We start from the raw sequence: 25918 nt of genomic DNA, 5'->3' as shown, positions 1-25918 counted from the left end.
CATGGCGCTGACACTGACGATCGAGAACGAGACCTCCCTGCCGGATGGCGGGCCGCTGAGCGTGACCGCCAGCGGCGGGCGTGGCCTCGACATCGGCCGCGATCAGCATCTCGACTGGGCGCTGCCCGATCCCTCGCGTGCCGTCTCCGGCCGCCACTGCGAGATCCGCTTCCGCGACGGCGCCTGGTGGCTGCGCGACATCTCGACCAACGGCACCTATGTCAACGGCGGCGAGCATCGTGTCCAGTCGCCCTATCGGCTCCAGAACGGCGACCGGCTGGAGATCGGCCACTACGTCATCGCTGTGACGATCGATGATGAGGGGAGGCAGGCTCCCCCGGCGTCGTTCTCCTCGCCGCCCTATTCGGCCCGCCCCGAAGCGCTCTGGGAGGCGAACGAGGAAGCTGCCCCGCCCATTGCCCGCCGCGACCTGATGCCGCCCAGCCACGCGAAGCCGGTCCACGCCAGCTTCATCGACTGGGCCGCTGACATCCCAACGCCGGATGCCGGGCCACTCCCACCCGTATCCGCCCCACCCCGCCCCTCACCGGCCTCGCAGAGTGACGACTTCGCCTGGGCGCCCCTGCAGCCGCCACCCGTCCCGCCGGCCGAGCCTGTGGCGCCGATCCCGACGCCCCGGCGCCCGCCCGTGAGCCCTGCGTCGGCAAACCCGTGGGATGAGCCCGTGCCCGACGCCGTACCCGCCGAAGTCTCAAACGCGCCGCCGGAGCCGGCCTTCACGCCCGTGCCGACCTTCCCGTCGGAAGCGCCCGTGCGCGCCGCAGCACCGCCGCCGATCTCGATGGGCGAGTTCATGCAGCGCTTCGCCAAGGGCGCCGGCGTCTCGCCACAATCCCTATCGGCGCAGGATCCCGGCGCCTTCGCCGAGCAGCTCGGCGGGCTGATGCGCCTGATCGCGGAGGAACTGAAGGGCCTGCTCGCCGCCCGGGCCGAGACCAAGCGCATCGCCCGCAGCACCAACCAGACCATGATCCAAGCGCAGGACAACAATCCGCTGAAGTTCTCGCCGACCGTCGATGACGCGCTGCAGCTGATTTTCGGCCAGCCGCGCAGCGGCTATCTCGATGCGAAGCGCGCCTTCAACGAGAGCTTCCGCGACCTCAAGGCCCACCAGATCAAGACCTATTCGGCCATGCAGCATGCGCTGAAGATGCTGGTCGAGGACCTCGATCCGCAGGCGATCGCGGAAGCCACGGCGCAGGATGGCGGTCTCGGAGGCCTGATCGGCTCGCGCAAGGCGAAGATGTGGGAGGCCTATGTCGCGCGCTGGGAAGCCAAGACCGCGCCTTACGAGAACGGCCTCGTCGACGCCTTCATGATCTATTTCGCCGAGTGCTATGATCGCGGCGGGAAATGACGGCGGCTGACACCGTCATGCTCGCCCTTGTGGTGAGCATCCACGTCTTGGACACGTCACGCGGCAAGGAAGACGTGGATGGTCGGGACAAGCCCGACCACGACGCCGCCGGAGAGCGCACAAGAAGCTACCCCTTCGCCGCCACGGCGGTGATCTCGATGCCATAGCCGGGCGAAGCCAGCTTCGCCTCGACGGTCGCGCGGGCCGGCGCATGGCCGGGCGCCACCCACTTGTCCCAAACTGCGTTCATCTCGCCGATCTTGGCGATGTCGGTCAGGAAGATCTGGACGCTGAGGATGCGCTCCTTGCTGCTGCCGGCTTGTGCCAATGTGTCCTCCAGCAGCGCCAGAACCTCCTCCGTCTGCTCGGTCAGCGAAGCGCCTTCGGTCTTCTCGGCGACATGGCCGGCAAGGAAGACGATGCCGTTGAAGATGGCGGCGTCGCAGTAGCGGGCGGCCAGTCCGATGCGTTCGATGGTCATAGGCTTGCGTCCTGTCGGCGGAATGGTTGGGCCGCCGGCTTCGCCCGCCCGCCCCGGCAGGTCAAGCCGCTGGCAGCGCCAATATCTCGCGGATCGCGCGCGGCTGGAGCTGCCGCGGCAGCTCGTCCATCGCCGCCTGGTAGTAACCGAGAATGCTGAGCTGCTCATAGGTCGCCCAGATCGACTCATCCTCAAAGGCCGCGACGCGCTCCTCGAGGTTCAGGATCATGCCGTATTCGAGGCCGCCCGGTTCGCCATAGACAATCGGCGGGGGCGTCGGCTTGCTGCGCTTGCGTGCCTCGGCCGCGGCGAAGGCCGCGAGCGCACCGGGCTGCCAGATCTGATTATAGGCGGCCGTAACGTCACCAACCGGATCGCCCCTCACGGCCAGGATCTGCCGGCAGGCGGCGGCGAAGGCATCGGTGAGGCCGTTCGCCTCGGCGGCAGAATCCGCCTTGTTGTAGTCGGCGCCGAGCGGCTCGACATAGGCGAAGAGGTTCTCGAGCTGCCGCGCCGCCGGCCCAGACAGGAACAGCCAGGGAAAGGCGCCGTCGATCGAGAGCTGCCCGGGCAGGAGATGCGCCGCCTGTTCGCCGTCATCGGCCCGGAAGAACTGACGTGTCGCCGCCGTGCAGCTCACATGCGGGACCGGCAGCATCGGCCTCTTGCGCCGCGCCGGATCGCGGATCAGCGCCATGAAGCAGAGCGCCTCCGCCACCCGGCCGTTGCGGGCCATGCCGTGGTTCAGCGCCCGGCGCTGATCGGAGGAGAACCGCTGCACGATCTTGTGGCGGAAGCGCTCGCTCTTCGCCTCGCCCCGGTCCGGAACCGTCCGCCTGTTCTTGCCCATCGCGTCACCGGAATAGGAAACGATTCGCAATCAACGGCTTACGCCGTTTTCTTGAATCAGTTCGGGCTCAACCGCCGATCACCACTGTAGGCAGGCCCATTGCGATCTTGTTCGGCGGCCCCAGCGCCTCGATGATCGTATCGCCCATCCGGCAGGCGGGCAGGTTGTTGATCAGCACGGTCTGCGAGCCGTCGATGACCACGCCAGGGCCGTGCGGCTGCGGGGGCATCGGCGTCAGGCAATTGTGGATGTCCGCTCCGCCCGCGGCGCCGGTAATGGTCGAGCTCATCGCTGAAAGCGCCGCCGTCTTGGCCGCCTCCTCCGCAGCCTTCGCCGCGGGAGCGCCAGGCGTTCCCGCGGCAGCGAGCGTTGCAGCCGCGGCCGCCTGAAGCGTCGCATCCGATGCAGCCTTGGCCGACTGGATCGCGGCCGCCGCCGCTGCAGGCACGCCGCGCCAGGCCGGCAGGCTCCCGATCAGCACGTTGGGGCTGCCCGGCCCCGGCTGCAAGATCGGCGGCAGGGGGTGGATCACCGGGTCGGTGGTGCGAGCTGCAGGCCCTTTCGGCATGATCGCTCCCTTGATGACCGCTCCTTGGCCGGAACGGATTCGCCATCGACAGGACTGCGCCGAATTTCTCCGCCCGGCATCCTTCAAGTCAATGACGGCGGCGCGCGCCCCGGAGGCTTAGTATTCCCTTGGTGACGCTCGGTTATCTCCCGGATAAGCTCACCATGCCTGCCTTCGAGTGAGCGAGACCGGAATGTCGTGGTACAGCAAGGTCGTCTGGTCGGAAGGGCTTTTCCTCAGGCCGCATCACTTCCAGCAGAGCGATCGCTACCTCGAGAATTTGCTGGAAAGCCGCGTCAGGAACGTCACGCCCTATCCATGGGGTTTCTCCGTGCTGGAGATCGACCGCGACCTCGCCCAGCAGAGCCGGATCGGGCTGCGACGCGCGGTTGGCGTGATGCCGGACGGCACGCCCTTCGCCATGCCGGACAACAGCCCGCTGCCCGCCGCGATCGAGGTGCCCGAGAACGCCGCCGGCCAGCTCGTCTGGCTCTCGCTGCCCCTTGCCGCTGCCAATACGCGCGAGGTCGAGGACACGCTGAACGGCTCGGCCAGCCGCTATGTCCCCGCCAATGAGATACTGATCGACTCCACTGCTTCGCTGCGCACCGAGGAAGAGATCGACGTCGCCCATCCGCGCCTGACACTGGAGCTGCGCAAGACCTCGAAGGCCGGCTATGTCGGCCTGGCGCTCGGCCGCATCCTCGAAGTGCGCGACCGCGCCGTACTCTTCGACGAGAAATTCGCCCCGCCGGTGCTGGTCTTCTCGGCCTATCCGGTGATCGAGGGCTGGCTCGACCGCGTCATCGGCTGGATCGACAACAAGCTGGAGGAGCTCGCCCGCTACGCCGCCGATCCCACGGCGGGCGGCGGCCTGCAGAGCGCCGACTATTTCGTGCTCCAGCTCCTCAATCGCAGCATCCCCGTGCTGAAGCACATGCGCCGCTCGCGCTTCATCCATCCCGAGCGGCTGTTCACGGTCTTCGTAGCGCTCGCCGGCGAGCTTGCGACCTTCACCACGGCCGAGCGCCGCGCCCGCGACTACCCGGCCTATGACCACGACGACCTGGAGAACTGCTTCGCCCCGGTGGTGCGCGACATCCAGGACTTCCTCTCGGCCAATCTCGGCCGCCGCGCCATCCGGCTGGAGATCGTCGAGCGGGCGCAGAACGCTTTCATGTCGACGATCCGCGACCGCAGCCTCGTGCGCAATGCGACGCTGGTGCTGGAAGTGGCGGCGCGCCGGCCATTGACCGAGATCCAGGCGCAGTTCCCGCAGCTCTTCAAGGTCGGCCCCAACACCAAGATGAACGAGATCGTCCATGCCCATCTGCCGGGCATCAATCTCGTCCATCTGCCGACGCCGCCGCCGCAGATCCGCGCGCTCACGGATCATGTATACTTCTACCTCGACCGCACCTCGCCGCTCTGGCCGGAGTTCAGCACGGCGAGCTCGATCGGCATGCATTTTTCCGGTGACTGGCCCGATCTCGAACTCGAGCTCTGGGCCGTTCTGGAGGGCAGGCGATGAGCGATCCGGGTTCGCCGTCCGACCCGTTCGGCCGTTCCGAGCGGACCATCATCCGGCCGAACCCCGGCGGGCGCCGCGCGTCCCTGCCACCCGCTCCCGCCACGCCCTCGCCGAGCGCGCCACAGGCGCCCCAATCCTATCAGCCGCCGCAGGTGCCCTCGCCCGGCGTGCCCGGCGGCGGCGACGAGTGGATGTCGAACCCGGCGCCGATTCCGCAGCGGCAACAGGCCCCGCCGCCTTCGGGCGGCGGCCAGGCGCTGCCGCGCCGCGAGCAACTGCTGACGCCCAACGCCAATCCGCTGCTGCGTGCCGCAGGCCCGCTCCTGCTGTTGCTCGGGCGGATGCGCGCGAACCTCTCCAACGCTCCCTTCGCCCAGCTTCTCGGCCAGGTCGGTGAGTCCATCGAAGCGTTCGAGCACGAAGTACGTGCCGCCGGCGTCTCGGCCGAGACCGCACAGACCGCGAAATATGTGCTGGCCGCCACCGCCGACGACATCGTCCAGAACATCCCCGGCGACGACCGCCATGTCTGGACCCAGTACAGCATGCTCTCGCGCTTCTTCGGCGAGCGCACCGGCGGCGTCCGCTTCTTCGAGGAGCTGGACAAGGCCAAGGCCGACCCATCGGTCAATTACGACCTGCTGGAGCTGATGCATGCCTGCCTGGCGCTCGGCTTCCAGGGCATCCACCGCACCTCCTCAGGAGGCGCCAACAACCTGCAGATGATTCAGCGCAACCTCTTCGAGACGCTGCGCCGGGTGAAGCAGCCCGACCCCGAGCTTTCGCCGCGCTGGCGCGGACAGGCTATCGCGGCAACGGTCGCGGGCTTCAAGGTGCCGGTCTGGTCGGTGGCGGCGATTGCGGCCGTCGCGCTGCTCGGCGTCTATTTCGTCTTCCGCGCGTTGCTCTCGGGTAATGCCGAGGCGGCCTCAACCGCTCTGCTCTCGGTCCATCCCAAGGGCGAGATCGGCATCATGCGCAAGGTCTTCTCGGCCCCGCCGCCATCTCCCCCGCCTCCGCCGCAACCGCCCAAGGTCTGCGCTGCGGTGCAGCCGCCAATCGTCTGCCTGGTAACGCCGAACGTCGTCATCGTCCGCCTGACCGGCATCACCCTGTTCGAGCCGGGGCAAGCCACAGTGCGCGTGGAGTTCCAGCCGCTGATCGAGCGCATCGCCGCGGTGCTGGAGCAGGAGGGCGGCGCGGTGAAGGTCGTCGGCCACACCGACAACGTGCCGATCCGCACCGCCCGCTTCCCGTCAAATGTCGAGCTGTCGCAGGCCCGCGCCAAGGCAGTCGGTGACCTGCTGAAGACCAAGCTCAGCAAGCCCGATCGCATCGGCTTCGAGGGCAAGGGCGCCGACACGCCGATCGCGCCGAACAATACCCCCGCCGGCCGCGCCCAGAACCGGCGTGTCGAAATCCTGATCCAGCGGCAGGGCTAGGGAGGCGAACCGATGAACCTCGCCACCGGGCTGCGCATCCTCGCCATCCTGATCGGTGCGCTCGCGCTCGCGGCGCTGGTCTGGTTTGGCGGTCCCTTCCTCGCCTTCGGCGAAGTCCGTCCCTTCGAGTCGCTCTGGGTCCGCCTGCCCATCGCCGTGCTGCTGCTCCTTGGCGCGCTCATCTGGATCGGCTTCATCGTCGTCCACCGCCGCAAGGCCACCGCGGCGCTGACCGAAGCGCTGGAAAAGGAGGAGTCGACCGGCGACGGCGCGGCCCTCTCCAGCGCCATGAAGGACGCGCTCGCGACCCTGAAGAGCGCGCGCGGCAAGGGCGGCGGCGACTATCTCTACGACCTGCCCTGGTATGTCATCATCGGCCCGCCCGGCGCCGGCAAGACCACCGCTCTGGTCAATTCCGGGCTGAAGTTCCCGCTGGCGCGCGGCGCGACGCCGGCCGCCATCGCCGGCTCCGGCGGCACGCGCTATTGCGACTGGTGGTTCGCCGAGGATGCGGTGCTGATCGACACCGCCGGCCGCTACACCACGCAGGACACCGACACCAAGGCCGAGAAGTCGAGCTGGTTTGCCTTCCTCGACCTGCTCAAGACCAACCGCCCGCGCCAGCCGATCAACGGCGTGCTCATTGCGATCAGCGTCGAGGATCTGCTGACCTCCTCGCCGGAGGAGATCGCCGCCCATGCCGACGCGATCCGCTCGCGCCTGCTCGAATTGCACGAGCGACTGAAGGTCGATTTCCCGGTCTATGCCATCTTCACCAAGGCGGACCTCATCGCCGGCTTCAACGAGTTCTTCGGGGCGCTGACCGAGCCGCAGCGGCGCATGGTCTGGGGCCATACCTTCCAGACCGCCGACAAGACCCGCATCATGATCGGCGACGTGCCGCCGGAATACGATGCGCTGATCGAGCGGCTGAACGAGCGCCTGCCCGACCGGCTCCAGGACGAGCACAACCCGACCTCCCGCGCCCAGATCTTCGGCTTCCCCAGCCAGATGGCGACGCTGAAGCGCTCCATCGTCGATTTCCTCACCCGCGTCTTCGAGCCGACGCGCTACCACGCCAATGCGACATTGCGCGGCTTCTACTTCACCTCGGGTACGCAAGAAGGCACCCCGATCGACCAGTTGATCGGCGCGCTCTCGCGCAATTTCGGCTCGGACCATGCCGGCGCCGCCTCCTTCTCCGGCAAAGGCAAGAGCTATTTCCTGACCGAGCTGGTGCAGAAGGTCGTGATCGGCGAATCCGGCTGGGTCTCGACCGATCTCGGCGCCGCCCGCCGCACCACCGCGCTGCGCATCGCGGGGTTTGCGACCGTCGCGTTCCTGTCCCTTGCCGCGCTGGGCCTGTGGTGGACGAGTTTTTCGCGTAATAGCGACCTGATCACCGCGACCAATTACGGGCTTTCCGACTATCGCAGCGCCGCCGCGCCCGTGCTGCAGGAAACCACGATCTCCGACCGCAATTTCAGCCGCGTCCTGCCGCTGCTGCACAAGCTCAGGAACATGCCGGCGGGCTACGCCACCCAGGACGAGCCGACGCCCACGCTCGCAACCTTCGGCCTCAACCAGCGCGAGCGCCTGCAGAACGCGACGGAGATCACCTATCAACAGGCGCTGGAGCGGATGCTGCGCCCACGCATCATCTTCCGGCTGGAGGAGCAGCTCGAGCAGAACGCCAACAATCCCGGCTTCGTCTACGAGGCGCTCAAGGTCTACATGATGATCGGCGGCCAGGCGAAGCTGGACCGCGACCTCGTCACCTCCTGGATGCGGCTAGACTGGGCAGAGAACCTCTTCCCCGGCCCGGCCAACGCCAAGGGCCGCGAGGCGCTTGAAGAGCATCTCACCGCCATGCTCGACCTCGACGAGGGCGACACCGAGCCGATGGTCAAGCTCAACCAGTCGCTGATCGAGCAGAGCCAGCGGACGCTGCGCCGCCTCAGCATCGCCGAACGCGCCTATGAACTCCTGAGGACGCAGGCCCGCAGCGAGAGCGCGAAGGACTGGGTCGCCTCGCAGCGCGGCGGCTCTGATGTGCGGCTGGTCTTCGAAGGGATCAGCGGCGAGGACCTCGACCAGATCCGCGTGCCCTATTTCTACACCTATGACGGCTTCCAGACCGCTTTCATCGGCAGGCTCGGCGATATCGGCGACCGCATCGAAAGGGAGCGCTGGGTGCTGGGCGAGAATGTCGACCAGCAGGCGATCACCGCCCAGTACGCCACGCTGTTCCAGGATTTGATGAAGCTCTACAGCCGCGACTATGTCGCGACCTGGCAGAAGACACTGCGGCGACTGAAACTCCGGCCGCTCAACGCAGACAAGCCGCGCTATGTCGCGCTCAGCGCCATCTCGGCCGCGACATCGCCGTTCAAGCAGGTGCTGGAATCCCTGCGCGACGAGACGCAGCTCACCAAGGAGCGCCCGAACGCGAAGAAGGCCGTCGCGCAGACCGCCGCGAAGAACGCGGCGCAGACGCTGGACGAGCGCGCCAGCCAGGCGCTCGGCCGTCTCGGCGCCAACCTGCCGATGGCTTCGGCCGGCGTCGACCGCGTGCTCGCCGGCAGCAACGACGTCTCGCTCGGCGCCGATATCGAGGCGCAGTTCAAGCCCTATCATGTCCTCGTCGACGGCGATCTCGGCCGCCGGCCGGTCGACCAGCTCCTCCAGACCTTCTCGGAGATCAGCCAGAACCTCGCCATCGCCGCGACCAATCCGGCCCAGTCGGCGGCGGCGAATGCGGCGCTCGTGCCGCTGATCGCAACCTTGCGCGCCAATTCCTCGCGCTATCCCGCGCCCTTCGACGGCATGATCGTGCAGGCGGTCAACGATTTCGAGGGCGATGCCACAGGCGCCACCGTCGCCCTGCTGCGACAGGCCCTGGCGGAACAGGTCACCGGCGTCTGCAACGAGATCGTCACCAACCGCTACCCCTTCACCAAGGCCAGCGCCCGCGACGTGCCGCTCGCCGATTTCGCCAGGCTTTTCGCGCCCGGCCAGATCATGGACAAGTTCTATAAGGAACGGCTGGAACCCTTCGTCGATACCTCGAAGCCGCAATGGAGCTGGCGCGTCGACAGCCGCGTCGCGCGCGCCCTCTCGCCGACCACCCTGCGCGAGTTCCAGCGGGCCAGCGAGATCAAGGAGGCCTTCTTCCCGACCGGCGGCAACCTGCCCTCGTTCCAGATGGTGGTGACGCCGACGGCGCTCTCGGCCGACGCCTCCAACGCCAAGCTCGAGATCAACGGCTTCACGGTGACGAGCCAACAGGGCGTCAACACGCCAGCCCCGGTGATGTGGCCAGGTGGCGGCGCCGGCAAGACGGCGGTGACGCTGACGCTCGGCGGCGGCAGCAACAATTCCGGCGGCATGTTCGGCGGCGGCTTCTTCTCCTCGGGCTCGCAAGCGCCGCAGGGCGAAGCCAAGCTCTTCGAGAAGGACGGCACCTGGTCCTTCTTCCGTCTGCTCGATGCCGGCTCGGTGCTGAAGCAAGGCGACAATGTCGGCTTCACGCTGAGCGCCGGCGGCCGGCAGGTCGGATATTCCTTCGGCGTCGGCTCTCTCAAGAACCCGCTGATCCTGCCGGCGCTGCGGGAAATCCGCTGCCCATCCGGGATTTGAGCGCGTGCCCTGCGGCCTCTTCGGCAAGCTCCCCGCCAAGCGCGACTTCATCGCGCTCAACGCTCCCTCCGGCTTCCTGGCAGTCTACGAGAAATGGCTGCAGGGCGGGCTGACCGCGAGCCGGCTTGAACTCGGGGGCCGTTGGCAGGAGGCCTATCTCAACGCGCCGATCTGGCGCTTCTGGCTCGGTGGCGCTCATGGCGGCCACACGGTCGCCGGCGCCTTCATGCCGTCGGTCGACGGCGTCGGCCGCTATTTCCCGCTCACCGTCTTCTTCGCCGCGGCCGCCCACGGCGCCGCCATCCCGCCGCCGGAACTCGACCCGCAGGATCAATGGTTCGCGGCGATCGAGGACTTCCTGCTGCAGGCGCTGGAACCCGATGCGCGCTACGAGGCCGTCGCCCAGCGCCTCGCCGCCCTGCCCGTCGCCACCGACCATCTCCTCGCCGCCCCGCCGCAGGACATGGTGCGCCTTTCGGACGGCACCATCGTCAGCGCAGCGATCGCTTCCAGTTTTCCGGAGCGGCTTGCGGCGCTACGCGTTGAGGACCATGCCCGTGCCTACGCGCATGCCTGCTACCTCTGGACCGTGGGCGGGCCGAATTTCGAGCCGCTGGCGCTCACCGGCCAGGCCCTGCCGGATCCCTATCTCTTCTCCGGTCTACTGACCGGCCGTTTCGATGCCCATCTCGAATCCAAGCGCGTCAGCTCATGAGGGCGCTGCCATGAACGACGCCCCGCGCGACAGCTCCGACTTCGAGACCGGCTGCATCAGCCACACCGGCAAGGTGCGCAAGGCGAACGAGGACAATTTCATCCTGCGCCCGGAAATCGGCCTCTGGGCGGTGGCGGACGGCATGGGCGGGCACGAGAACGGAGCGCTCGCCAGCGCGACCGTGGTCGCGGCGCTGGAAGCGGTGGGAACGGCGAGTTCGGCGCCCGATCTGCTGGCCATGCTGGAAGACAGCGTGCTCAACGCCAACGAGACTCTGCGCGCGGAGATCCGCCGGCGCGGCACCACCATGGGCGCGACCCTCGTCGCCTTGCTGATCCATCAACGCCATTTCGCCTGCCTCTGGTCGGGCGACAGCCGCATCTACCTCGTCCGCGGCGGGCACATCGCGCAGGTCTCGCGGGATCATACCGAGGTGCAGGACATGGTCGATCGTGGCCTGCTGACGCCCGACGAGGCCAAGCGCTCGCCGCGCAGGCACATCATCACGCATGCGATCGGCGTCCATGAGCGCCCGGAACTCGATCTGGAAAACGGCGAGATCGCCAATGGCGACGCCTTCATCCTCTGCTCGGACGGATTGACGGAGCATGTCGCCGATGGCGAAATCCTGCAGGCCGTCGAGGCCGGCGGAGCGCAGGCCGCCTGCGACGCCCTGCTCGCGCTGACGCTCGACCGCGGCGCGCGCGACAACGTCACGATCGTCATCGTCCGCTACCGGCAGGGCGCGACGGAGAAGACGCGCTGGATGCCGAGCCGGCGCGCGCAGGGCGCCAGCCCGCCAGGGAGCACCACGCCATGAGCGACGACTCCGAGCGCACTGTCTTCGCGCCCCGCGCCAATGCCCGCCTCGGCACGCGGCTCAACGGCATCTACGAGATCGAGAGCCTGATCGCGGTCGGCGGCATGGGCGAGATCTATCGCGGCCGCGCCATCCAGACTGGCGACGCGGTGGCGATCAAGATGATCCGCCCCGACATGGCACGCGACGAAGCCGTGATCGCCCTGTTCCGACGCGAGGCGGCGGCGCTGCACAACCTCTACAACGAGGCCATCGTCCGCTATTACGTCTTCGCCATCGATCCCGTGACGGAGACGCCCTATCTGGCGATGGAGTTCGTCGACGGCCAGCCACTCTCCGAGCGCATCAAGGAGCGACCGCTGTCGATCCAGGAAGCCGACATCCTGCGCCAGCGCGTCGCGCCGGGGCTGCACGCGGCCCATCGGCTCGGCATCATCCACCGCGACATCTCACCGGACAACATCATCCTGCCCGGCGGCGATCCCTCCCGCGCCAAGATCATCGATTTCGGAATAGCTCGTTCGAGCATCCTCGGCGAAGGCACGGTGATCGGCTCCGGCTTTGCCGGCAAGTACAATTATGTCTCGCCCGAGCAGCTCGGCCTCTACGGCGGCGAGGTCACCGGCCGCTCGGACATGTATTCCTTCGCGCTGGTTCTGGCGCAGGCGGTGACGGGCCGCGCCATCGACATGGGCGGTTCGCAGGTCCAGATTCTCGACAAGCGCCGCCGCCTGCCCGATCTCTCGGCCGTCGATGCACGGCTGCGCCCCTTGCTCGCCCGCATGCTCGCGCCCGATCCGAAGGACCGCCCGGCCGACATGGCGGAGGTCGCGGCCTGGCAATCATCCGCAGCGGGCCGGAAAGCTGCAACCTCCTCCGGCACGACCGGGGAGAAACGCTCCCCTGTGGCACTCGTTGCCGGTGTCGCGGTGCTGGCAGTGCTGGCGGGCGGAGGCCTCTACGCCTGGAGGACCCTGCAGCCCGACCAGGCAGCCCACATGGCGCGGCTGCAAAAGGCCGCCCCGCCTTCCCTGTCCGAGCAGCCGTCGGCGAGCGCGGGCGGCAACGCCGCCAGCAATGGCCCGCCGCCTTTGACCGAAGCTCCCGCTGCCTCGCCGCCCCAATCCACAACCGCCCCGAGCACCGCGGCCCAGGCCCCCGCATCGCCGGCCGCTGCACCGCCTCCGACGTCGTCACCTTCGGCACCGCCACAGCAGAACTCCGGAAAACCGCAGATCGCCACCAACCTCGAACCGGTGCCATCTGCGCAGCCTTCGCGCCCGCCCGTCGCCGAACCCGCCGCCAAGTCGCCGCTACCAGAGGCGAAGCCCGCCGAGAAGCCGCTGGCCGCGGTCATGCAGCCGCCGCCTTCCACGCCACCCGTGACGCCGCCCGCCCCCCAAGCGCCGCCGGCCGCGGCGCAGGAGCCAGAGCCGCGCACGCCCGCCGAACGTATCGAGCGCTATGTCCGCGACTATGATGGCGGGCCCTGCTTCTTCCTCTGGCCGCAGGAGATCGGCGACCGCAAGGCAACGCTGGAGGGCTTCGGCAGCGCCTCGGCCCCCTTCATCGCCTTCGACAACGCCTTCAAGGCCGAGCAGGGTTTCGAGGCCCAGATCAACCTGCGCCCGGTCACCAACGCACAATGCCCGATGGTCGATTTCCTGCGCCAGCCCGGCATCGGGATCGATCGCAGCCCGCGGCTCCAGATCGGCGCCTTCAACATGAAGAGCGGCGATGTCCTCAACGGCTCGGTCGACGCCGGCGGCGGCCAGAACCTCGATGTCGTTCTGATCGGCGACGACGGGCTGGTCTATAATCTGGAGAGCTTCATGAAGCGCGAAGGCGGCAAGGTCACCTTCAACCTCAAGCTCGAATCGACCGGCGGCGCGGCTCGTCCCCAGACCGTGCTCGCGCTCGTCAGCCAGGAGCCCTTGCCGGCGTTGGCCGGCCCGAATCCTGCGCCGGCCAGCGAATTCTTCGCCAATCTCAAGCTCGATCTCGCCCGCCAGACCGGCAAGCTCGGCCTCGCCATCAAGTATTTCCGGATCGAGTAGGTTTCGGCGGGCGCGTCGTTCTCGGGCGCAGCGAAGCGCACACCCGAGAATCTCTCCCCGGAGATGCTCGGGTCGCGCCCGATCATGGCGGAGCGTTGCTTCTCCTACTCCTCCCGGTAGAGCACACCCCACTCGTCCTGCCAGACGTCGTCGACATCCGCGACGACGATCGGCGCCCGGAGCTCGTTGGCGAGGCGGATCGCGGTACGAAAGGCGTCCTTCGCCGGGAGCTCGTCGCTGACGAAATCATTGACGAGATGCCCGCTGGCGAGCTCGGCCGGGCAGAGCACACGGCCGAAGGCCTCGCCGCCACGCTCGCTCAGGCTGAGCGTGATCGCATCGGCCTGTGGCTCGTCGACCTGCTCGAAACGGTTCCCCGGCATGAGCTCTCTCCTTTCAATGCCTCCCGAAGCGGGAGGAGATGGCCGCAGGCGGAATCGCACGCGGCGAAACACGTCACTTCTTCGGCTGCGGGCGCGCCAGTCCCGGCCCCATTGTCGGCCTCACGGCGCTGTAGCGATCGAGCCTGACCTTGATCATGTCGTTGAATTTCTTGTGGACCTCGGACACCGAGAGCGTCTTGGTCTCGCCGCCGGCGTCGGCATAGAAGATCGGCCGGTTGGCCTGGGCAGGCTTCGGCAGCAACTCCGCCGCCTTGACGCCCGGCGTCTCCTCCATCGTCTCGATGAAGGTCTGCGCCGCATCCGGGCCGAGAAAGTGGATGAGGTAGATCTCGCCGCCGGTGAGATGGCGCCCCATCGCGCGCTCGAGCCGCAAGGTGTCGCGCTTGAGCATCTCAGCAGCGAGCAGCGCCGAAATATAGGGTTCGCGCCGCATGTCGAGGATGCGCTGGCGCTGCCCCCCGTCCAAGATGATGAATTGCCGGCCGGAGCGGCCGATCAGCTTCGCTTCCGAAGCGAGCCCGTGCTTGGCCCCGAATTCGTAGATCACGCCGAGCCAGGTCTGCTCGATGAACTGGTAGAGCCCCGTTGCCGATGACGTCTGCGCCTTCACAGCCGTCGAGAAAGAGGATTCCTTGTCGGCGACCGCCATCAGCAGCGTCGGATCAGCACCGACGATCTTGCTCGCGCGCACGATCGTGTCGACCAGATGCCGGCGGATCTTGATCGGCCCGAAGGTCAGGATCTGGTCGGGATCGCCGCCGGAGATCTGCGGCGGCGGTTGCGGGGCGCCGCTGGACGTGGCCGATCCCGTTGGCGCGCCCTGCATCTTCGGCGGCACCAGCAGGATATTTGAGGGGAGCTGCAGCTGATTGACCGGCACCTGCTGGGTCGGCGCATCCTCCTGCGGCCTGATGGCGGCGAGCGACGGATCGTTGTCGAGTGCGAACTGGGCCGCCTGCCGGGCGCCCTCCAGATCCTGCTCGACCGAAGACAGGATGAGCGAGGGGCGAGCCGGGCCGTCCTTGAGCGCGGGGGCGTCCGTTGACGCGACGTCCTCTGTCGCAGCCTGTAAGGGCCGGTCCGGCGGCCGCAGGCGCGCATAGGCGAGACCGAGCACTGCTAGCGCGATACAGGCGATGCCGCCGCCCACGGCAGCGATCGCCACGCCTCTGGAAGGCCCGTGCCTGGGCGCCCGAGCCTGGGCGGGTTCTCCGTCAGGCGACGCTGCCTTCTTCGCCCCAAGTGCCGGAGAACCGACGGCCGAAGCCGGCGCCGAAACCGACGACTGCGCCTTTGCAGCCGGTCCGGCGGCTCTGACGGGGCCAGCCTTCCCAAGCGGCGCAATGGCTTGCGGCGCTGATGGCTGTACGCGAACCGGCTGGCTCGTTGACGAGCCTACCGCATTGCCGACCGAGTGGCGCAGGCTTGCGAACCAGGCCGCATCGCTCCGTTCACCGAGCGCCGAAAGCTCGTCGACGAGCCGCTGCGCCGTCATGTGCGGGACATTGGCCTCCCGCGCGATCGCCGCCGCCGCTCCCTTGCCGGGCTGCTCGGCGAGCGTTTTCAGGGCAAAGAACCAGAGCTGCAGCGGCGTGCGCCGGCTTTCCATCGGCGTGCCGGCGGCGGGATGGATCATATAGTGGCAGTGATTGCAGGCGAAGCCGCGCAGCTTCGGCCGCATCGCGAACGAGGTGCCGCGCCCACAGGCCGGGCAGGCCATGATCGTGCCGCCATGGCGCAGGCGCATCAGCTCGGCGAGGCAGGCCTCCTCGGGAAACAGCGCCTGGAATTGCCGGAAGCGCTCGCTCATCCTGACGGTCCGCGCCTCTTCGTCCCTGACGCAAGGTTACGCCCCGAGCCGCGGGGCAACAATCCTCATGCCCGCAGCAAGGCGAGACGGGCGACATCCTTCAGATGCATCGCCACTTCCGCTGCCGTCGCCCGCTCCGGCAGGTTGGTGACCGCGATGCCCGCCGCCCTCGTCTCGGCCAGGAAGGCGTTCATGTCGTCGAGCAGCGTATCCTGATCGCGCGAGCCATCGAGCAGACTGACGAATTTCCGGACGACGAGGCTGTCGAGCTGGACGGTGCGGTGGCGCAGGTCCGTCACCTCGAAGGCGCTCGAGGCCTGCCACCGCGCGATCTCGCTGGCGGCTGGCTTCTCGCTGATCTGCGTCGTCAGCGCCGGCGGCTCCAGCCGGATGTCGAGCAGCCCCGCCTTGAAGATCGCGATCAGCGCCTCGTCGAGCCGCTCCACCTCGTGATCGAGATCGGGACCGAGCTCGCCGGCCACTTCGCGGCAGGAGCGCGCGACCAGTTCCTCCCAGGCGATGCTGGCCGGCCAGATCGCGCTCATGATGCCGAGCGCCGCCTTGCACAGTGGCAGATCGACCGAAAGCCGCACGCCCTCGTCGAACTCGAAGCGCTCGACGCCAGGCCTCTCCTCCTCCGTCGCCTGCGCGGCCAGCCTTGCATTGGCCGCGAGGTAGTAAGGCCTCAGCGCATCAGCCCGGATGCCCCGCCGCAAGGGCAGTTCGGCCCGGCAGAGCAGTGTCTCGCGGAAGGCGCGCCCGATCAGCAGGTCGAGCATCTGCTCGCGCCGCGCCGCCGCCTCGACCGGGATTTGCGCCAGGAGCTGCTGCGCGGGGCCCTTGGCGGCGCCGTAGAGATTCGGGAACGACGCTTCCGCCAGGAATTGCAATCGGTGCCCCTCCGCAGCAGACAGAACCTCATGCAGCGCGAAAGCCCGCGCCCCCGGATTCAGGTCGTCATGGTAGAAGACATTGTCCGGAAGCTCGTCGATCTGCTTCAGGCGCTGGCGCAGCGCCGCACCGTGATAGCTGTCGGGATCGCTGGCTTCGGCGACCTCCTTGAGCGCGGCGCGCGCCGCCCGCACCCGCTCGCACGGCTCGTCGATGTCGCGGACCGCATAGAGCATGACGTCCCGCGCAAGATCGCGCAGGCGGCAGCCCGGCAGCGCGTTGTAGCTGACATAGGCGACGCCCTGCGGCGCCAGCAATTCGCCGAACAGGGCGATGATCCGCTCTCGTACCGGATCAGGCACCCAGGAATAGACGCCGTGGACGATGATGTAATCGAAGCGTCCGAGGTCGGATGTCAGCTCCAGGATATCCTCCTGCCTGAAGGCAACATTCGACAGGCCGAGCTCTGCCGCATTGGCATTCGCCTGCCGGATCGAATCCCCGCTGAGGTCGATGCCGAGGAAACGGCCCTGCGGATACTGCGCCGCCATCGGGATCAGGTTGCCGCCGCGCCCGCAGCCGAGTTCCAGCACGCGCATCTGCGACGGCAACGCCGGACTCATTCCGTGGAAATGCGCAATGGTCGCCAGCCGCGCCGGGTGGGTCTGCGAGAACGAATGGCCGGGATAGGCCACCGCATCATAGGGGTTGATCGCTGAAGCGCTCGTCATGGCCGCCGCCCGGCTGCGTTCAGCCCATTCGAGCCCAGCCGCCTCTCCGGCGCCTCATCCATTTGAAGGAGCGGCCAAACCATCCTGCTCCAAGCATGTCGAGCGATGGGTCGGCCATGCCGGAAAATCGGCGAGATCAGAAGGGCTCGATCCCGCCCGGCAATTCCCAGGCTCGGACGATATCGTGAAGGCCTGCTTCAACTTCGGCTTCTGAAAGGCGCGTGAACTGGCTAGGCTGCCGGCACACGTCAATCCTGCCGGGTCCCGTCGATGCGCAGCCAAAAGATCATCCATGTCGTCGGCTGCCATGCCGCGGGCGAGGTTGGCGACGTCATCGTGGGCGGCGTCCAGCCGCCTCCGGGCGAGACGATTTGGGAGCAGTCGCGCTTCATCGCCGCCGACGAAACCCTGCGGAACTTCGTGCTCAACGAGCCGCGCGGCGGAGTCTTCCGCCACGTCAACCTGCTCGTTCCGCCCAAGGATCCGCGCGCCCAGATGGGCTGGATCATCATGGAGCCGGCCGACACGCCGCCGATGTCGGGCTCAAACACGATCTGCGTCGCGACCGTGCTGCTCGACACCGGCATCCTGCCGATGCAGGAGCCGCACACCGATATCGTGCTGGAGGCGCCGGCCGGGCTGATCGAGATCCGCGCTACCTGCCGCGACGGCAAGGCCGAGGCGATCAGCCTGCGCAACGTCCCCTCCTTCGCAGCCCGGCTCGACGCGACGATCGAGGTCCCCGGCCTCGGCACGCTCACGGTCGATATCGCCTATGGCGGGGACAGCTTCGTCATCGTCGACGCGGCGCGTCTCGGCTTCGCGATCGCGCCCGACGAGGCCCGCGAGATCGCCGAAACCGGCATGAAGATCACCCGCGCGGCGAATGAGCAGCTCGGCTTCGTCCATCCCGGCGATACCGCCTGGGATCACATTTCCTTCTGCCAGTTCGCAGCCCCGGTCGAACGCATCGATGGCGTCCTGACCGGCCGCAATGCGGTGGCGATCCGCCCCGGCAAGATCGACCGCTCGCCGACCGGCACAGGCTGCTCGGCGCGGATGGCCGTGCTGCATGCGCGCGGACAATTGGGCGTCGGCGAGCGCTTCGTCGGCCTGTCGATCATCGGCTCCCGCTTCGACTGCGAGATCGAGGGCCTGACGCGCGTCGGCGATACGCCGGCGATCATCCCGCGAATCACCGGCAGCGCCTGGGTGACCGGCACCTCCCAGCTCATGCTCGATCCCGACGACCCCTGGCCCGCCGGCTACAGGCTCTCCGATACCTGGCCAAAACTCTGAGATGACGCGAGACTGACTGGGAAACGGTACAGCAGCCCTTGACACCTGCCGGTGCGATAGGGAATTTGGCCGCCGATGCGGGTGTAGCTCAATGGTAGAGCAGCAGCCTTCCAAGCTGAATACCCGGGTTCGATTCCCGGTACCCGCTCCAACTCCCTTCCCGACTGCATAAGCTGAGCCCGCCGCCCTCGGCGACGGACTGCTCCCTCCGCGGCCTCGGCTGTGCGGACCGCGCGTGCTTCGGCCTTGAGGCGGCCGCCCCGCCGGGCGCCGCCCCGGCCGACGAACGGAATTCTCCCGCCGAAGCCCCTGTCGTGGCGCTTTCCACCTCCGGCTCAACTGATCTTTGAAAAGCTGTTTCATTGACCGCGGGTCTCTCCGCAGAAACAATGACAGTATCGAGCGATATTCCTCTCGCTCCTTCGCGGGATTTGCTGGAGCAGCTTGCGCCGCGTCAACAACGCTAAAAGCACCACGATGAAATCGTGGGCTCCGAAGCACGGAGACACGCCGGCGATGCCGACCAACGTCACAGTCAGTTCTGCTGCCCCGCCGCGGAGGCGATGTTCCTGACGGAACGCCGGCGCCGCTGAGCGCCTGACGACTTCCTTTCCGAATTCGTTTTCCCTGCGACGCCGGCCTGCCGGCGAAGGAGACCTCATGTCTCGTGCGAACACCGACAGCAGCGCCGAAGCGCCCAACCGGCTCTCCCCCGCAACAGAAGACGGCCGGGTCATCTCCCTTCCGGCTCGCCGCCATCATCCGACAGCGCGTCAGGCTCCCCCGCCCGCCGCCCCCGATCCGCAGTCTCCGTCAGAGGTTTCCATGGCGATCGTCTCGCTGACCCCCCCGGCTTCGCACGCTGCCATCCGACCAGCGGCGAGCGCTTCGCCGCCTGCGAGGGACGTCAGTCGCGAATTCAGGTCGGCGCTGCGCCATCTCGCCGGCGGCGTCTCCGTCATCACGACGGGGCGTGGCGATGACCGGACCGGCCTGACCGTGACCTCGCTGTCCTCGCTTTCGGCCGAGCCGCCGACCGTGATGTTCGGCGTCAACCTGTCGTCCTCCTCCTTCCCGGTGCTCAAGCGTCACCGCAGCTTTGGCGTGAACTTCCTCACCGCCGCGCAGAAGGAGGTCGCCGACCGCTTCGCCGGCCGCGCCGGCGAAAAGGGCCCCGCCCGCTATGCCGAGGCGCGGTGGAGCGAAGGCCGCACCGGCGCGCCCCTGCTCGAAGGCGCGCTGGCCGCACTGGATTGCGAGCTGGAAGAGCTGATCGAGCGGCACTCGCACGCCATCGTCATCGGCCGGGTGCGCGAGATCAGGCTCGGCGCCAACGATGCCGCCCTTCTCTACTGGCGCGGTGACTATGAGCGGCTCGGCTGGATGGCCGAGGAAGCTCGCACCGCGCTCGGCCTGCGCTCCCTCTGACCTTCTCGATACGGCTTTCCGACATGACCTATAGCCTCAGCCTGCTCGACAAGAGCCCGATCCTCGAAGGCGAGACCGCCGCCACGGCGCTGCAGCGCACGACGAGCCTCGTCCAGGCCGCCGAGCGTCTCGGCTATCGCCGCTTCTGGCTGGCCGAGCACCACGATTTCCCCGGTCTCGCCAGCCCGGCCCCCGAGGTGCTGGCGGCCTATCTGCTGGCGCGCACGCAGCGCATCCGCATCGGCACCGGCGGCGTGCTGCTGCCGCATTACAGCCCCTACAAGGTCGCCGAGATCTTCAACCTCCTGGCCTCGCTGGCTCCCGGCCGCGTCGATCTCGGCATTGGCAAGGCTCCCGGCGGCCTGCCCTTCGCGACCAAGGCCTTGCGGGTGCTCCATGATCCGGCGCGCTCGCCCTCGTTCGAGGCTCTGCTGGACGAGCTCGACACTTTCCTTGCCCCGCCAACCGAGGCACCCGGCCCGCAGGAGAAGGCCCGTGCCTTCCCGGTACCGCCCGTGACGCCGGAGCGCTTCCTGCTCGGCGCGAGTCCCGACAGCGCCCGGCAGGCCGGCGAACGCGGCTGGCACTTCGTTTTCGCCGGCCACCACAATGGCGACCCGAAGGCGATCGAGGTCAGCCTGAACGCCTATGCGAAAGCCGGCGGCCCGGCTGCACTGCTGCTCGCGGTTGCCGCCTTCGCCGCCCCGACGGCCGAGGAGGCACTCAGCCTGACGGAGAACCATCGCGTCGTCCGTCTCACGCTCGACAACGGCCAGAACCTCAATCTCGGCAGCGAGGAACAGGCGGCCGAATACGCCCGCCAGGCCGGCGCCTCCTCCTACAGCACAGAGATCCGCAAACCACACATCCTCGCCGGCACGCCCGAGCAGGTCCGGCGCGAGCTCGACGCGCTGCATGCCCGCTTCGGCATCGCCGAATTCGTCATCGACACGCCGGTGGCCCTCACCGCCCGGCGCCTCGCCTCCGTGACGCTGCTCGCCGGTGAGACGCCGGCGCTGGCGGCCTGATCCCTCCCTCCCGAAAGGACACATCCATGTCCCGCACCCGCCTCACCTTCGGCCTGATGCTGCAGGGCGCCGGCAGCCACATGAACGCCTGGCGCCACCCGAGCAATCCGGCGGATGCCAGCGTCAATCTCGACTTCTTCATCCGCAACGCCCGCAAGGCCGAGGAGAACGGCATCGCCTTCGCCTTCGTCGCCGACGGGCTCTACATCAACGAAAAGTCGATCCCGCACTTCCTCAACCGCTTCGAGCCGCTGACCATCCTCTCGGCACTGGCGACGACGACCAGCAAGCTCGGCCTCGTCGGCACGGTCTCGACCTCCTACAGCGACCCCTTCACCATCGCCCGGCAATTCGCCTCGCTCGACCTGCTCAGCGGCGGCCGCGCCGGTTGGAACGCAGTGACCTCTCCGCTGGAGGGCTCCGGCCGCAACTACAGCCGCCCGCATCCCGAGCACGCGCTGCGGTACGAGATCGCGCATGAGTATCTCGACATTGCCAAGGGCCTCTGGGATTCGTGGGATGACGATGCCTTCCTGCGCGACCGCGAGAGCGGCCGCTTCTTCGACCGCGAGAAGCTCCACGCGCTCAATCACAAGGGCCGCTTCTTCCAGGTCGAGGGCCCGCTCAACATCCAGCGCTCGCCGCAGGGCCAGCCGGTGATCTTTCAGGCCGGCGCGTCCGATGCCGGGATCGGGCTCGCCGGCCGCCATGCCGATGCGGTCTTCGCCAACCATGTCCCGTTGGAGGAAGCGCAGAGCTTCTACCGCAGCATCAAGACCAGCGCCGTCGCCCATGGCCGGTCGGCCGACGAGGTCAAGGTCTTCCCGAGCGCCGGCCCCATCGTCGGGCGCACGCAGGCCGAGGCCGAAGAGAAATACCGGGCGATCCGTGACCTGATCTCGATCGACGACGCGCTCGCCTATCTCGGCCGCTTCTTCGACCATCACGACTTCAGCGCCTATCCGCTCGACGCCCCCTTCCCCGAGCTCGGCGAGATCGGCAAGAACAGCTTCCGCTCGACCACCGACCGCATCAAGCGCAACGCCGCCCTCAAGGGGCAGACTCTGCGTGAGGCCGCGCTGGAGGCCGCGACGCCGCGCAGCGACTTCATCGGCTCGGCCGAGGAGGTCGCCGACAAGCTGATCGGGCGCGTCGAAACGCAGGCAGCCGACGGCTTCATCCTCGGCTTCCCGGTGATCGGCCAGGGCCTCGACGATTTCGTCGAGCTCGTCATCCCCGTGCTGGAGGCGCGCGGCGTCTACGACCGCAACCTGCCCGGCGCGACGCTGCGCGACCATCTTGGCCTGCCCCGCCGCGAGAGCCGCTACGCGGCGATCTCGGACCTCGCGCCGACGCGCCGCGCCGGCTGAGCCGCCCCGCAACGATTTCACGGAAGGGCTCACGCCATGGCCGACGCGTTTTTCTACACCACCCCCCTGCATCCCCTCGCCCAGCCGCTGGTCGAGCAGCTCACCTGGGAATACGCCACCCGCTACGGCAGCTATTTCGGTGAGCCGCCGGGCGCCGAGATGAGCCGCTACCCGGCCGAGCTCTTCGCCCCGCCGGACGGCAATTTCGTGCTGCTGCTACGTGACGGCCACGCCATCGCCGGCGGCGCCTTCAAGCGCTACGACGAGCGCACCGCCGAGATGAAGCGCATCTGGACCCATAGCGACTTCCGCCGCCAGGGCCTCGCCCGCCGCATCGTGGTCGAGCTGGAGCTGCAGGCCATACGGCAGGGCTACGGCAAGATCTTCCTGACCACCGGCTTCCGCCAGCCGGAGGCCAAGGGCCTCTATCTGGAGGCGGGCTATACCCCGCTCTTCGACGTCTCGGCCGATCCCGAGACCTATGGCAAGCTGCCTTTCGAGAAGGAGCTTTCCGTCCTGCCGGCCTCGCTGCCGCGCCGGCCGGACACCCGCTCCTCGCTCAGCGCTGCCTGACGGGCCGCTCCTCCTTCTCACAAAACAAGAGCCAGCCATGACCCTCGCCAGCGACTTCGCGGGCTTGCCCGCGCACGCCCAGACCCCGGCACCACACCGAGATTTCAGCCGCTATCGCATCGTCCCGGCGCGCTATCCGGCACGCACCATCGGCACCATCTTCGCGGCCGTCGTGCTGTTCGCCGTCCTGAATTCGGTGCTGTCCAATCCGCGCTGGGGCTGGGACGTCTTCGCCGAATGGTTCTTCGCCGAGCCGGTTCTGGCTGGGCTTGGCCGCACGCTGCTGCTCACCCTGCTCGGCACCGTCTTCGGTTTCCTGCTCGGAACCGTGCTGGCGCTGGCGCGGGTCTCGGGCTCGCCGCTGCTCGCCTCGCTGTCCTGGGGCTATGTCTGGCTCTTCCGCTCGATCCCGCTGATCGTGCTGCTGCTGATCCTGAACAATCTCGGCTATCTCTACAGCACGATCTGGCTCGGCATTCCCTTCACCGGGATCAGCTTCGGCTCCTGGCAGACGACACAGCTGATCACGCCCTTCCTCGCCGCCGTGCTGGGACTGACGCTGAATGCCGCCGCCTTCTCCTCGGAGATCGTGCGCGGCGGCATCCTCTCCGTCGACCAGGGCCAGTTGGAAGCCGCTGCGGCGCTCGGCCTGCCGCGCCGTCGCCAGGTCTCGCGCATCGTGCTGCCGCAAGCGATGCGGACAATCCTGCCGACTGCCTTCAACGAGGTCATCACCCTCGCGAAGGGCACCTCGCAGGTCTACATCCTCGCCCTGCCGGAGCTGTTCTACACCATCCAGGTCATCTACCGGCGCAATCTGGAGGTGATCCCGCTCCTGATGGTGGCGACGGTCTGGTACCTCGTCATCCTGAGCGTCCTCTCCTTCATTCAGCACCATGTCGAGCGCTATTACTCGCGCGGCGCCCTGCGCAATCCGCCGCCGTCGGTCATCGACCGCGCCCTGCGCTGGCTGGGCGGCAGCCGCATCGCGGCGGCGACGGCCGCTGGCGGCGTCGCGGTTCCGAGCCAGGCTGCGGCCTCGCAGGGCAAGGTCTCGCTCGCCACGCTCTCCCCGCGCAGCGGCGGCGAGATCCGCATCAGCCATGTCTCGAAGAGCTTCGGCCCGCTCAAGGTGCTCGATGACGTCAACCTGTCGCTGCGCCCGGGCAGCGTCACCGCGATCATCGGCCAGTCCGGCTCCGGCAAATCGACCCTGCTGCGCTCGATCAACCATCTGGAGCGCGTCGACGAGGGCTTCATCGCCATCGACGGCGAGCTGATCGGCTACCGGCAGGACGGCGAGACTCTCTACGAGCTGAAGGAGAAGGACATCCTCGTCCGGCGCGTCGACGTCGGCATGGTCTTCCAGAACTTCAACCTCTTCCCGCATCTGACCGCGATCGAGAACATCGTCGAGGCGCCGGTGACGGTGCGCGGGCTCTCCCGCGATCAGGCGCTGGCCGAGGCGCAGGAACTCCTCGTCCGCGTCGGGCTGGCCGACAAGGCGCAGGCCTATCCGCGCCAGCTCTCGGGCGGCCAGCAGCAGCGCGTCGCCATCGCCCGCGCCCTCGCGCTCAAGCCGAAGGTCCTGCTCTTCGACGAGCCGACCTCGGCGCTGGACCCGGAGCTCGTCGGCGAGGTGCTCGACGTGATCAAGGAGCTCGCCCGCTCCGGCACGACACTGGTCATCGTCACCCATGAGATCGGCTTCGCCCGCGAGGTCGCCGACCAGGTCGTCTTCATGGAGGCCGGACGCATCGTCGAGACCGGCGCCCCTGCCCAGATCCTCGGCACCCCCGATCACCCCCGCACCCGCGAATTCCTCGCCAAAGTGCTCTGACCTCCCCCCGCACAAGGAAACCGACCATGATCACGCGACGCGATTCATTGAGCCTTCTCGCCGGCGCCGCCTCGGCCGCCATCCTCCCCGCCAGGGCCTTCGCCCAGCAGGCGATCGACCTCTCGCCCGAACAGGCCGGCCGCCCGCGCGCGCAGATTGACGAGGAGGCGATCAAGCTCATCGCCAAGGATGCGAAATTCGCGAAGGACGGCGTCTTCACCATCGCCAACACCGCTGGGCGCCTCCCCTTCGGCAGCTACGCCAACGACACCCGGACGATCATCGGCTCGGAGCCCGACATCGGCCAGCTCATCGCCGATGCGCTCGGCCGCAAGCTCGAGGTCGTACCGACCGCCTGGGCCGACTGGCCGCTCGGCGTCACCTCCGGCAAATACGACGCGGTGATTTCCAACGTCACGGTCACCGAGCAGCGCAAGGAGAAGTTCGACTTCTCGACCTACCGCAAGGACCTGCTCGGCTTCTACGTGAAGAAGGATAACGAGATCGTCATCCGCGAGCCGCGGGACGTCGCCGGCCTCAAGGTCATCGTCTCGGCCGGCACCAATCAGGAGCAGATCCTGCTGCGCTGGAACGAGGCCAACATCAAGGCGGGGCTCAAGCCCGTCGAGCCCCAGTATTACGACGACGACGTCGTGCTCTATCTCGCACTCGAATCCGGCCGCGCGGACGCCTATCTCGGACCCAACGCCCTCCTGAGCTTCAAGGCAGCGCAGGAAGGCAAGACACGGCTCGCCGGCAACTTCAGCGGCGGCTGGCCGGTCCTCGCCGAGATCGCGGTCACGACGCGCAAGGGCGCCGGCCTGGCCGACGCGATCACCCATGCGCTCAACGGCCAGATCAAGAATGGCAACTACGCCAAGGCGCTCGCCCGCTGGAACCTCTCGGCCGAAGCCATCGAGCAGTCCCGCACCAACCCGCCCGGCCTGCCGAAGGCGTGAAAGCCTTCGAAGCTGCTGACCATTCACAGCCCTCGTCCTGAGGAGCGGACGAAGTCCGCGTCTCGAAGGGCGCTCCAGATGCCTCTCGAACCTCCTGAAGCATC

The 25918-nt window shown here is 67.9% G+C and carries 20 protein-coding genes and 1 tRNA gene; 15 read left to right on the top strand and 6 right to left on the bottom strand.

Features of this window, described 5'->3' with window-relative positions:
- Position 1 precedes the first annotated feature (1 nt).
- The gene (gene tagH, locus AC1DNE_RS03985; protein WP_441471784.1) at positions 2-1378 is read left to right on the top strand and encodes a type VI secretion system-associated FHA domain protein TagH; all 1377 of its coding nucleotides are present in this window, start codon (positions 2-4) and stop codon (positions 1376-1378) included.
- A gap of 127 nt (positions 1379-1505) precedes the next feature.
- On the opposite strand, the gene AC1DNE_RS03980 is transcribed toward tagH, so the two are convergent.
- The 3 genes from AC1DNE_RS03980 to AC1DNE_RS03970 form a co-directional block, all read right to left on the bottom strand.
- Entirely contained in the window at positions 1506-1859 is a 354-nt protein-coding gene (locus tag AC1DNE_RS03980; RefSeq protein ID WP_441471783.1) for a RidA family protein, read from the bottom strand.
- A gap of 61 nt (positions 1860-1920) precedes the next feature.
- Positions 1921-2709 (bottom strand): hypothetical protein, encoded by a 789-nt coding sequence (locus AC1DNE_RS03975; protein WP_441471782.1) that lies wholly within the window; start codon positions 2707-2709, stop codon positions 1921-1923.
- A 67-nt stretch (positions 2710-2776) separates the two neighbouring features.
- Positions 2777-3277: a PAAR domain-containing protein gene (locus AC1DNE_RS03970; protein ID WP_441471781.1), complete on the bottom strand. Its 501-nt coding sequence runs from the start codon at positions 3275-3277 to the stop codon at positions 2777-2779.
- A gap of 193 nt (positions 3278-3470) precedes the next feature.
- Here AC1DNE_RS03970 and tssK point away from each other — a divergent pair, with 193 nt between their 5' ends.
- The 6 genes from tssK to AC1DNE_RS03940 are packed head-to-tail and all read left to right on the top strand — an operon-like array spanning position 3471 to position 13481.
- On the top strand, positions 3471-4808 hold the full coding sequence (gene tssK, locus AC1DNE_RS03965; protein WP_441471780.1) for a type VI secretion system baseplate subunit TssK: 1338 nt from the start codon (positions 3471-3473) through the stop codon (positions 4806-4808).
- Positions 4805-6250, top strand: coding sequence for a type VI secretion system protein TssL, long form (tssL, locus tag AC1DNE_RS03960; protein ID WP_476765925.1), 1446 nt, complete (start codon positions 4805-4807; stop codon positions 6248-6250). The genes tssK and tssL overlap by 4 nt, the downstream gene beginning before the upstream one ends.
- Positions 6251-6262: 12 nt before the next feature.
- Positions 6263-9889 (top strand): type VI secretion system membrane subunit TssM, encoded by a 3627-nt coding sequence (tssM, locus tag AC1DNE_RS03955; RefSeq protein WP_476765924.1) that lies wholly within the window; start codon positions 6263-6265, stop codon positions 9887-9889.
- A 4-nt stretch (positions 9890-9893) separates the two neighbouring features.
- On the top strand, positions 9894-10604 hold the full coding sequence (gene tagF / locus AC1DNE_RS03950; protein ID WP_476765923.1) for a type VI secretion system-associated protein TagF: 711 nt from the start codon (positions 9894-9896) through the stop codon (positions 10602-10604).
- A gap of 10 nt (positions 10605-10614) precedes the next feature.
- On the top strand, positions 10615-11424 hold the full coding sequence (locus AC1DNE_RS03945; protein ID WP_476765922.1) for a PP2C family protein-serine/threonine phosphatase: 810 nt from the start codon (positions 10615-10617) through the stop codon (positions 11422-11424).
- Positions 11421-13481 (top strand): serine/threonine-protein kinase, encoded by a 2061-nt coding sequence (locus AC1DNE_RS03940; RefSeq protein ID WP_476765921.1) that lies wholly within the window; start codon positions 11421-11423, stop codon positions 13479-13481. The genes AC1DNE_RS03945 and AC1DNE_RS03940 overlap by 4 nt, the downstream gene beginning before the upstream one ends.
- Before the next feature lie 104 nt (positions 13482-13585).
- Here AC1DNE_RS03940 and AC1DNE_RS03935 read toward each other — a convergent pair whose 3' ends face one another.
- From AC1DNE_RS03935 to AC1DNE_RS03925, 3 genes are all read right to left on the bottom strand, one after another.
- Positions 13586-13864 (bottom strand): hypothetical protein, encoded by a 279-nt coding sequence (locus AC1DNE_RS03935; RefSeq protein WP_441471774.1) that lies wholly within the window; start codon positions 13862-13864, stop codon positions 13586-13588.
- Between the two features lie 73 nt (positions 13865-13937).
- Positions 13938-15695, bottom strand: coding sequence for a transglycosylase SLT domain-containing protein (locus AC1DNE_RS03930; RefSeq protein ID WP_441471773.1), 1758 nt, complete (start codon positions 15693-15695; stop codon positions 13938-13940).
- Between the two features lie 65 nt (positions 15696-15760).
- Positions 15761-17317, bottom strand: coding sequence for a methyltransferase regulatory domain-containing protein (locus tag AC1DNE_RS03925; protein ID WP_476840913.1), 1557 nt, complete (start codon positions 17315-17317; stop codon positions 15761-15763).
- 270 nt (positions 17318-17587) lie between these two features.
- Between AC1DNE_RS03925 and AC1DNE_RS03920 the strand changes: the two genes are divergently transcribed.
- The 8 genes from AC1DNE_RS03920 (at position 17588) to AC1DNE_RS03885 (ending at position 25814) form a co-directional block, all read left to right on the top strand.
- Positions 17588-18616 (top strand): trans-3-hydroxy-L-proline dehydratase, encoded by a 1029-nt coding sequence (locus tag AC1DNE_RS03920; RefSeq protein ID WP_476765919.1) that lies wholly within the window; start codon positions 17588-17590, stop codon positions 18614-18616.
- 77 nt (positions 18617-18693) lie between these two features.
- Positions 18694-18767, top strand: a tRNA-Gly gene (locus AC1DNE_RS03915).
- Positions 18768-19441: 674 nt separating this feature from the next.
- Positions 19442-20044: a flavin reductase family protein gene (locus tag AC1DNE_RS03910; protein WP_441471770.1), complete on the top strand. Its 603-nt coding sequence runs from the start codon at positions 19442-19444 to the stop codon at positions 20042-20044.
- 23 nt (positions 20045-20067) lie between these two features.
- Positions 20068-21072 (top strand): MsnO8 family LLM class oxidoreductase, encoded by a 1005-nt coding sequence (locus tag AC1DNE_RS03905; RefSeq protein WP_441471769.1) that lies wholly within the window; start codon positions 20068-20070, stop codon positions 21070-21072.
- A gap of 26 nt (positions 21073-21098) precedes the next feature.
- Complete coding sequence (locus AC1DNE_RS03900; protein WP_476765917.1) at positions 21099-22442, top strand: LLM class flavin-dependent oxidoreductase; 1344 nt, start codon at positions 21099-21101, stop codon at positions 22440-22442.
- A gap of 36 nt (positions 22443-22478) precedes the next feature.
- The gene (locus tag AC1DNE_RS03895) at positions 22479-23015 is read left to right on the top strand and encodes a GNAT family N-acetyltransferase (RefSeq protein WP_441471767.1); all 537 of its coding nucleotides are present in this window, start codon (positions 22479-22481) and stop codon (positions 23013-23015) included.
- Positions 23016-23052: 37 nt separating this feature from the next.
- Positions 23053-24855 (top strand): amino acid ABC transporter permease/ATP-binding protein, encoded by a 1803-nt coding sequence (locus AC1DNE_RS03890; RefSeq protein WP_441471766.1) that lies wholly within the window; start codon positions 23053-23055, stop codon positions 24853-24855.
- A 26-nt stretch (positions 24856-24881) separates the two neighbouring features.
- Positions 24882-25814, top strand: coding sequence for an ABC transporter substrate-binding protein (locus tag AC1DNE_RS03885; protein WP_441471765.1), 933 nt, complete (start codon positions 24882-24884; stop codon positions 25812-25814).
- Positions 25815-25918: the final 104 nt, after the last annotated feature.

This window comes from Allobosea sp. 05L423 (genome assembly GCF_056397745.1).
This window is presented reverse-complemented; position numbering and strand designations above follow the sequence as displayed.

Excerpts from the sequence above, each read along its gene's own strand:
- AC1DNE_RS03910 (WP_441471770.1), top strand. The coding sequence starts at position 19,442 with ATGGCGATCGTCTCGCTGACCCCCCCGGCTTCGCACGCTGCCATCCGA.
- AC1DNE_RS03930 (WP_441471773.1), bottom strand. The coding sequence starts at position 15,695 with ATGAGCGAGCGCTTCCGGCAATTCCAGGCGCTGTTTCCCGAGGAGGCC.
- tssM (WP_476765924.1), top strand. The coding sequence starts at position 6,263 with ATGAACCTCGCCACCGGGCTGCGCATCCTCGCCATCCTGATCGGTGCG.
- AC1DNE_RS03925 (WP_476840913.1), bottom strand. The coding sequence starts at position 17,317 with ATGACGAGCGCTTCAGCGATCAACCCCTATGATGCGGTGGCCTATCCC.
- AC1DNE_RS03885 (WP_441471765.1), top strand. The coding sequence starts at position 24,882 with ATGATCACGCGACGCGATTCATTGAGCCTTCTCGCCGGCGCCGCCTCG.
- tssK (WP_441471780.1), top strand. The coding sequence starts at position 3,471 with ATGTCGTGGTACAGCAAGGTCGTCTGGTCGGAAGGGCTTTTCCTCAGG.
- AC1DNE_RS03945 (WP_476765922.1), top strand. The coding sequence starts at position 10,615 with ATGAACGACGCCCCGCGCGACAGCTCCGACTTCGAGACCGGCTGCATC.
- AC1DNE_RS03975 (WP_441471782.1), bottom strand. The coding sequence starts at position 2,709 with ATGGGCAAGAACAGGCGGACGGTTCCGGACCGGGGCGAGGCGAAGAGC.
- AC1DNE_RS03895 (WP_441471767.1), top strand. The coding sequence starts at position 22,479 with ATGGCCGACGCGTTTTTCTACACCACCCCCCTGCATCCCCTCGCCCAG.
- AC1DNE_RS03970 (WP_441471781.1), bottom strand. The coding sequence starts at position 3,277 with ATGCCGAAAGGGCCTGCAGCTCGCACCACCGACCCGGTGATCCACCCC.
- AC1DNE_RS03900 (WP_476765917.1), top strand. The coding sequence starts at position 21,099 with ATGTCCCGCACCCGCCTCACCTTCGGCCTGATGCTGCAGGGCGCCGGC.
- AC1DNE_RS03905 (WP_441471769.1), top strand. The coding sequence starts at position 20,068 with ATGACCTATAGCCTCAGCCTGCTCGACAAGAGCCCGATCCTCGAAGGC.
- tssL (WP_476765925.1), top strand. The coding sequence starts at position 4,805 with ATGAGCGATCCGGGTTCGCCGTCCGACCCGTTCGGCCGTTCCGAGCGG.
- AC1DNE_RS03935 (WP_441471774.1), bottom strand. The coding sequence starts at position 13,864 with ATGCCGGGGAACCGTTTCGAGCAGGTCGACGAGCCACAGGCCGATGCG.
- AC1DNE_RS03920 (WP_476765919.1), top strand. The coding sequence starts at position 17,588 with ATGCGCAGCCAAAAGATCATCCATGTCGTCGGCTGCCATGCCGCGGGC.
- AC1DNE_RS03940 (WP_476765921.1), top strand. The coding sequence starts at position 11,421 with ATGAGCGACGACTCCGAGCGCACTGTCTTCGCGCCCCGCGCCAATGCC.
- AC1DNE_RS03890 (WP_441471766.1), top strand. The coding sequence starts at position 23,053 with ATGACCCTCGCCAGCGACTTCGCGGGCTTGCCCGCGCACGCCCAGACC.
- AC1DNE_RS03980 (WP_441471783.1), bottom strand. The coding sequence starts at position 1,859 with ATGACCATCGAACGCATCGGACTGGCCGCCCGCTACTGCGACGCCGCC.
- tagH (WP_441471784.1), top strand. The coding sequence starts at position 2 with ATGGCGCTGACACTGACGATCGAGAACGAGACCTCCCTGCCGGATGGC.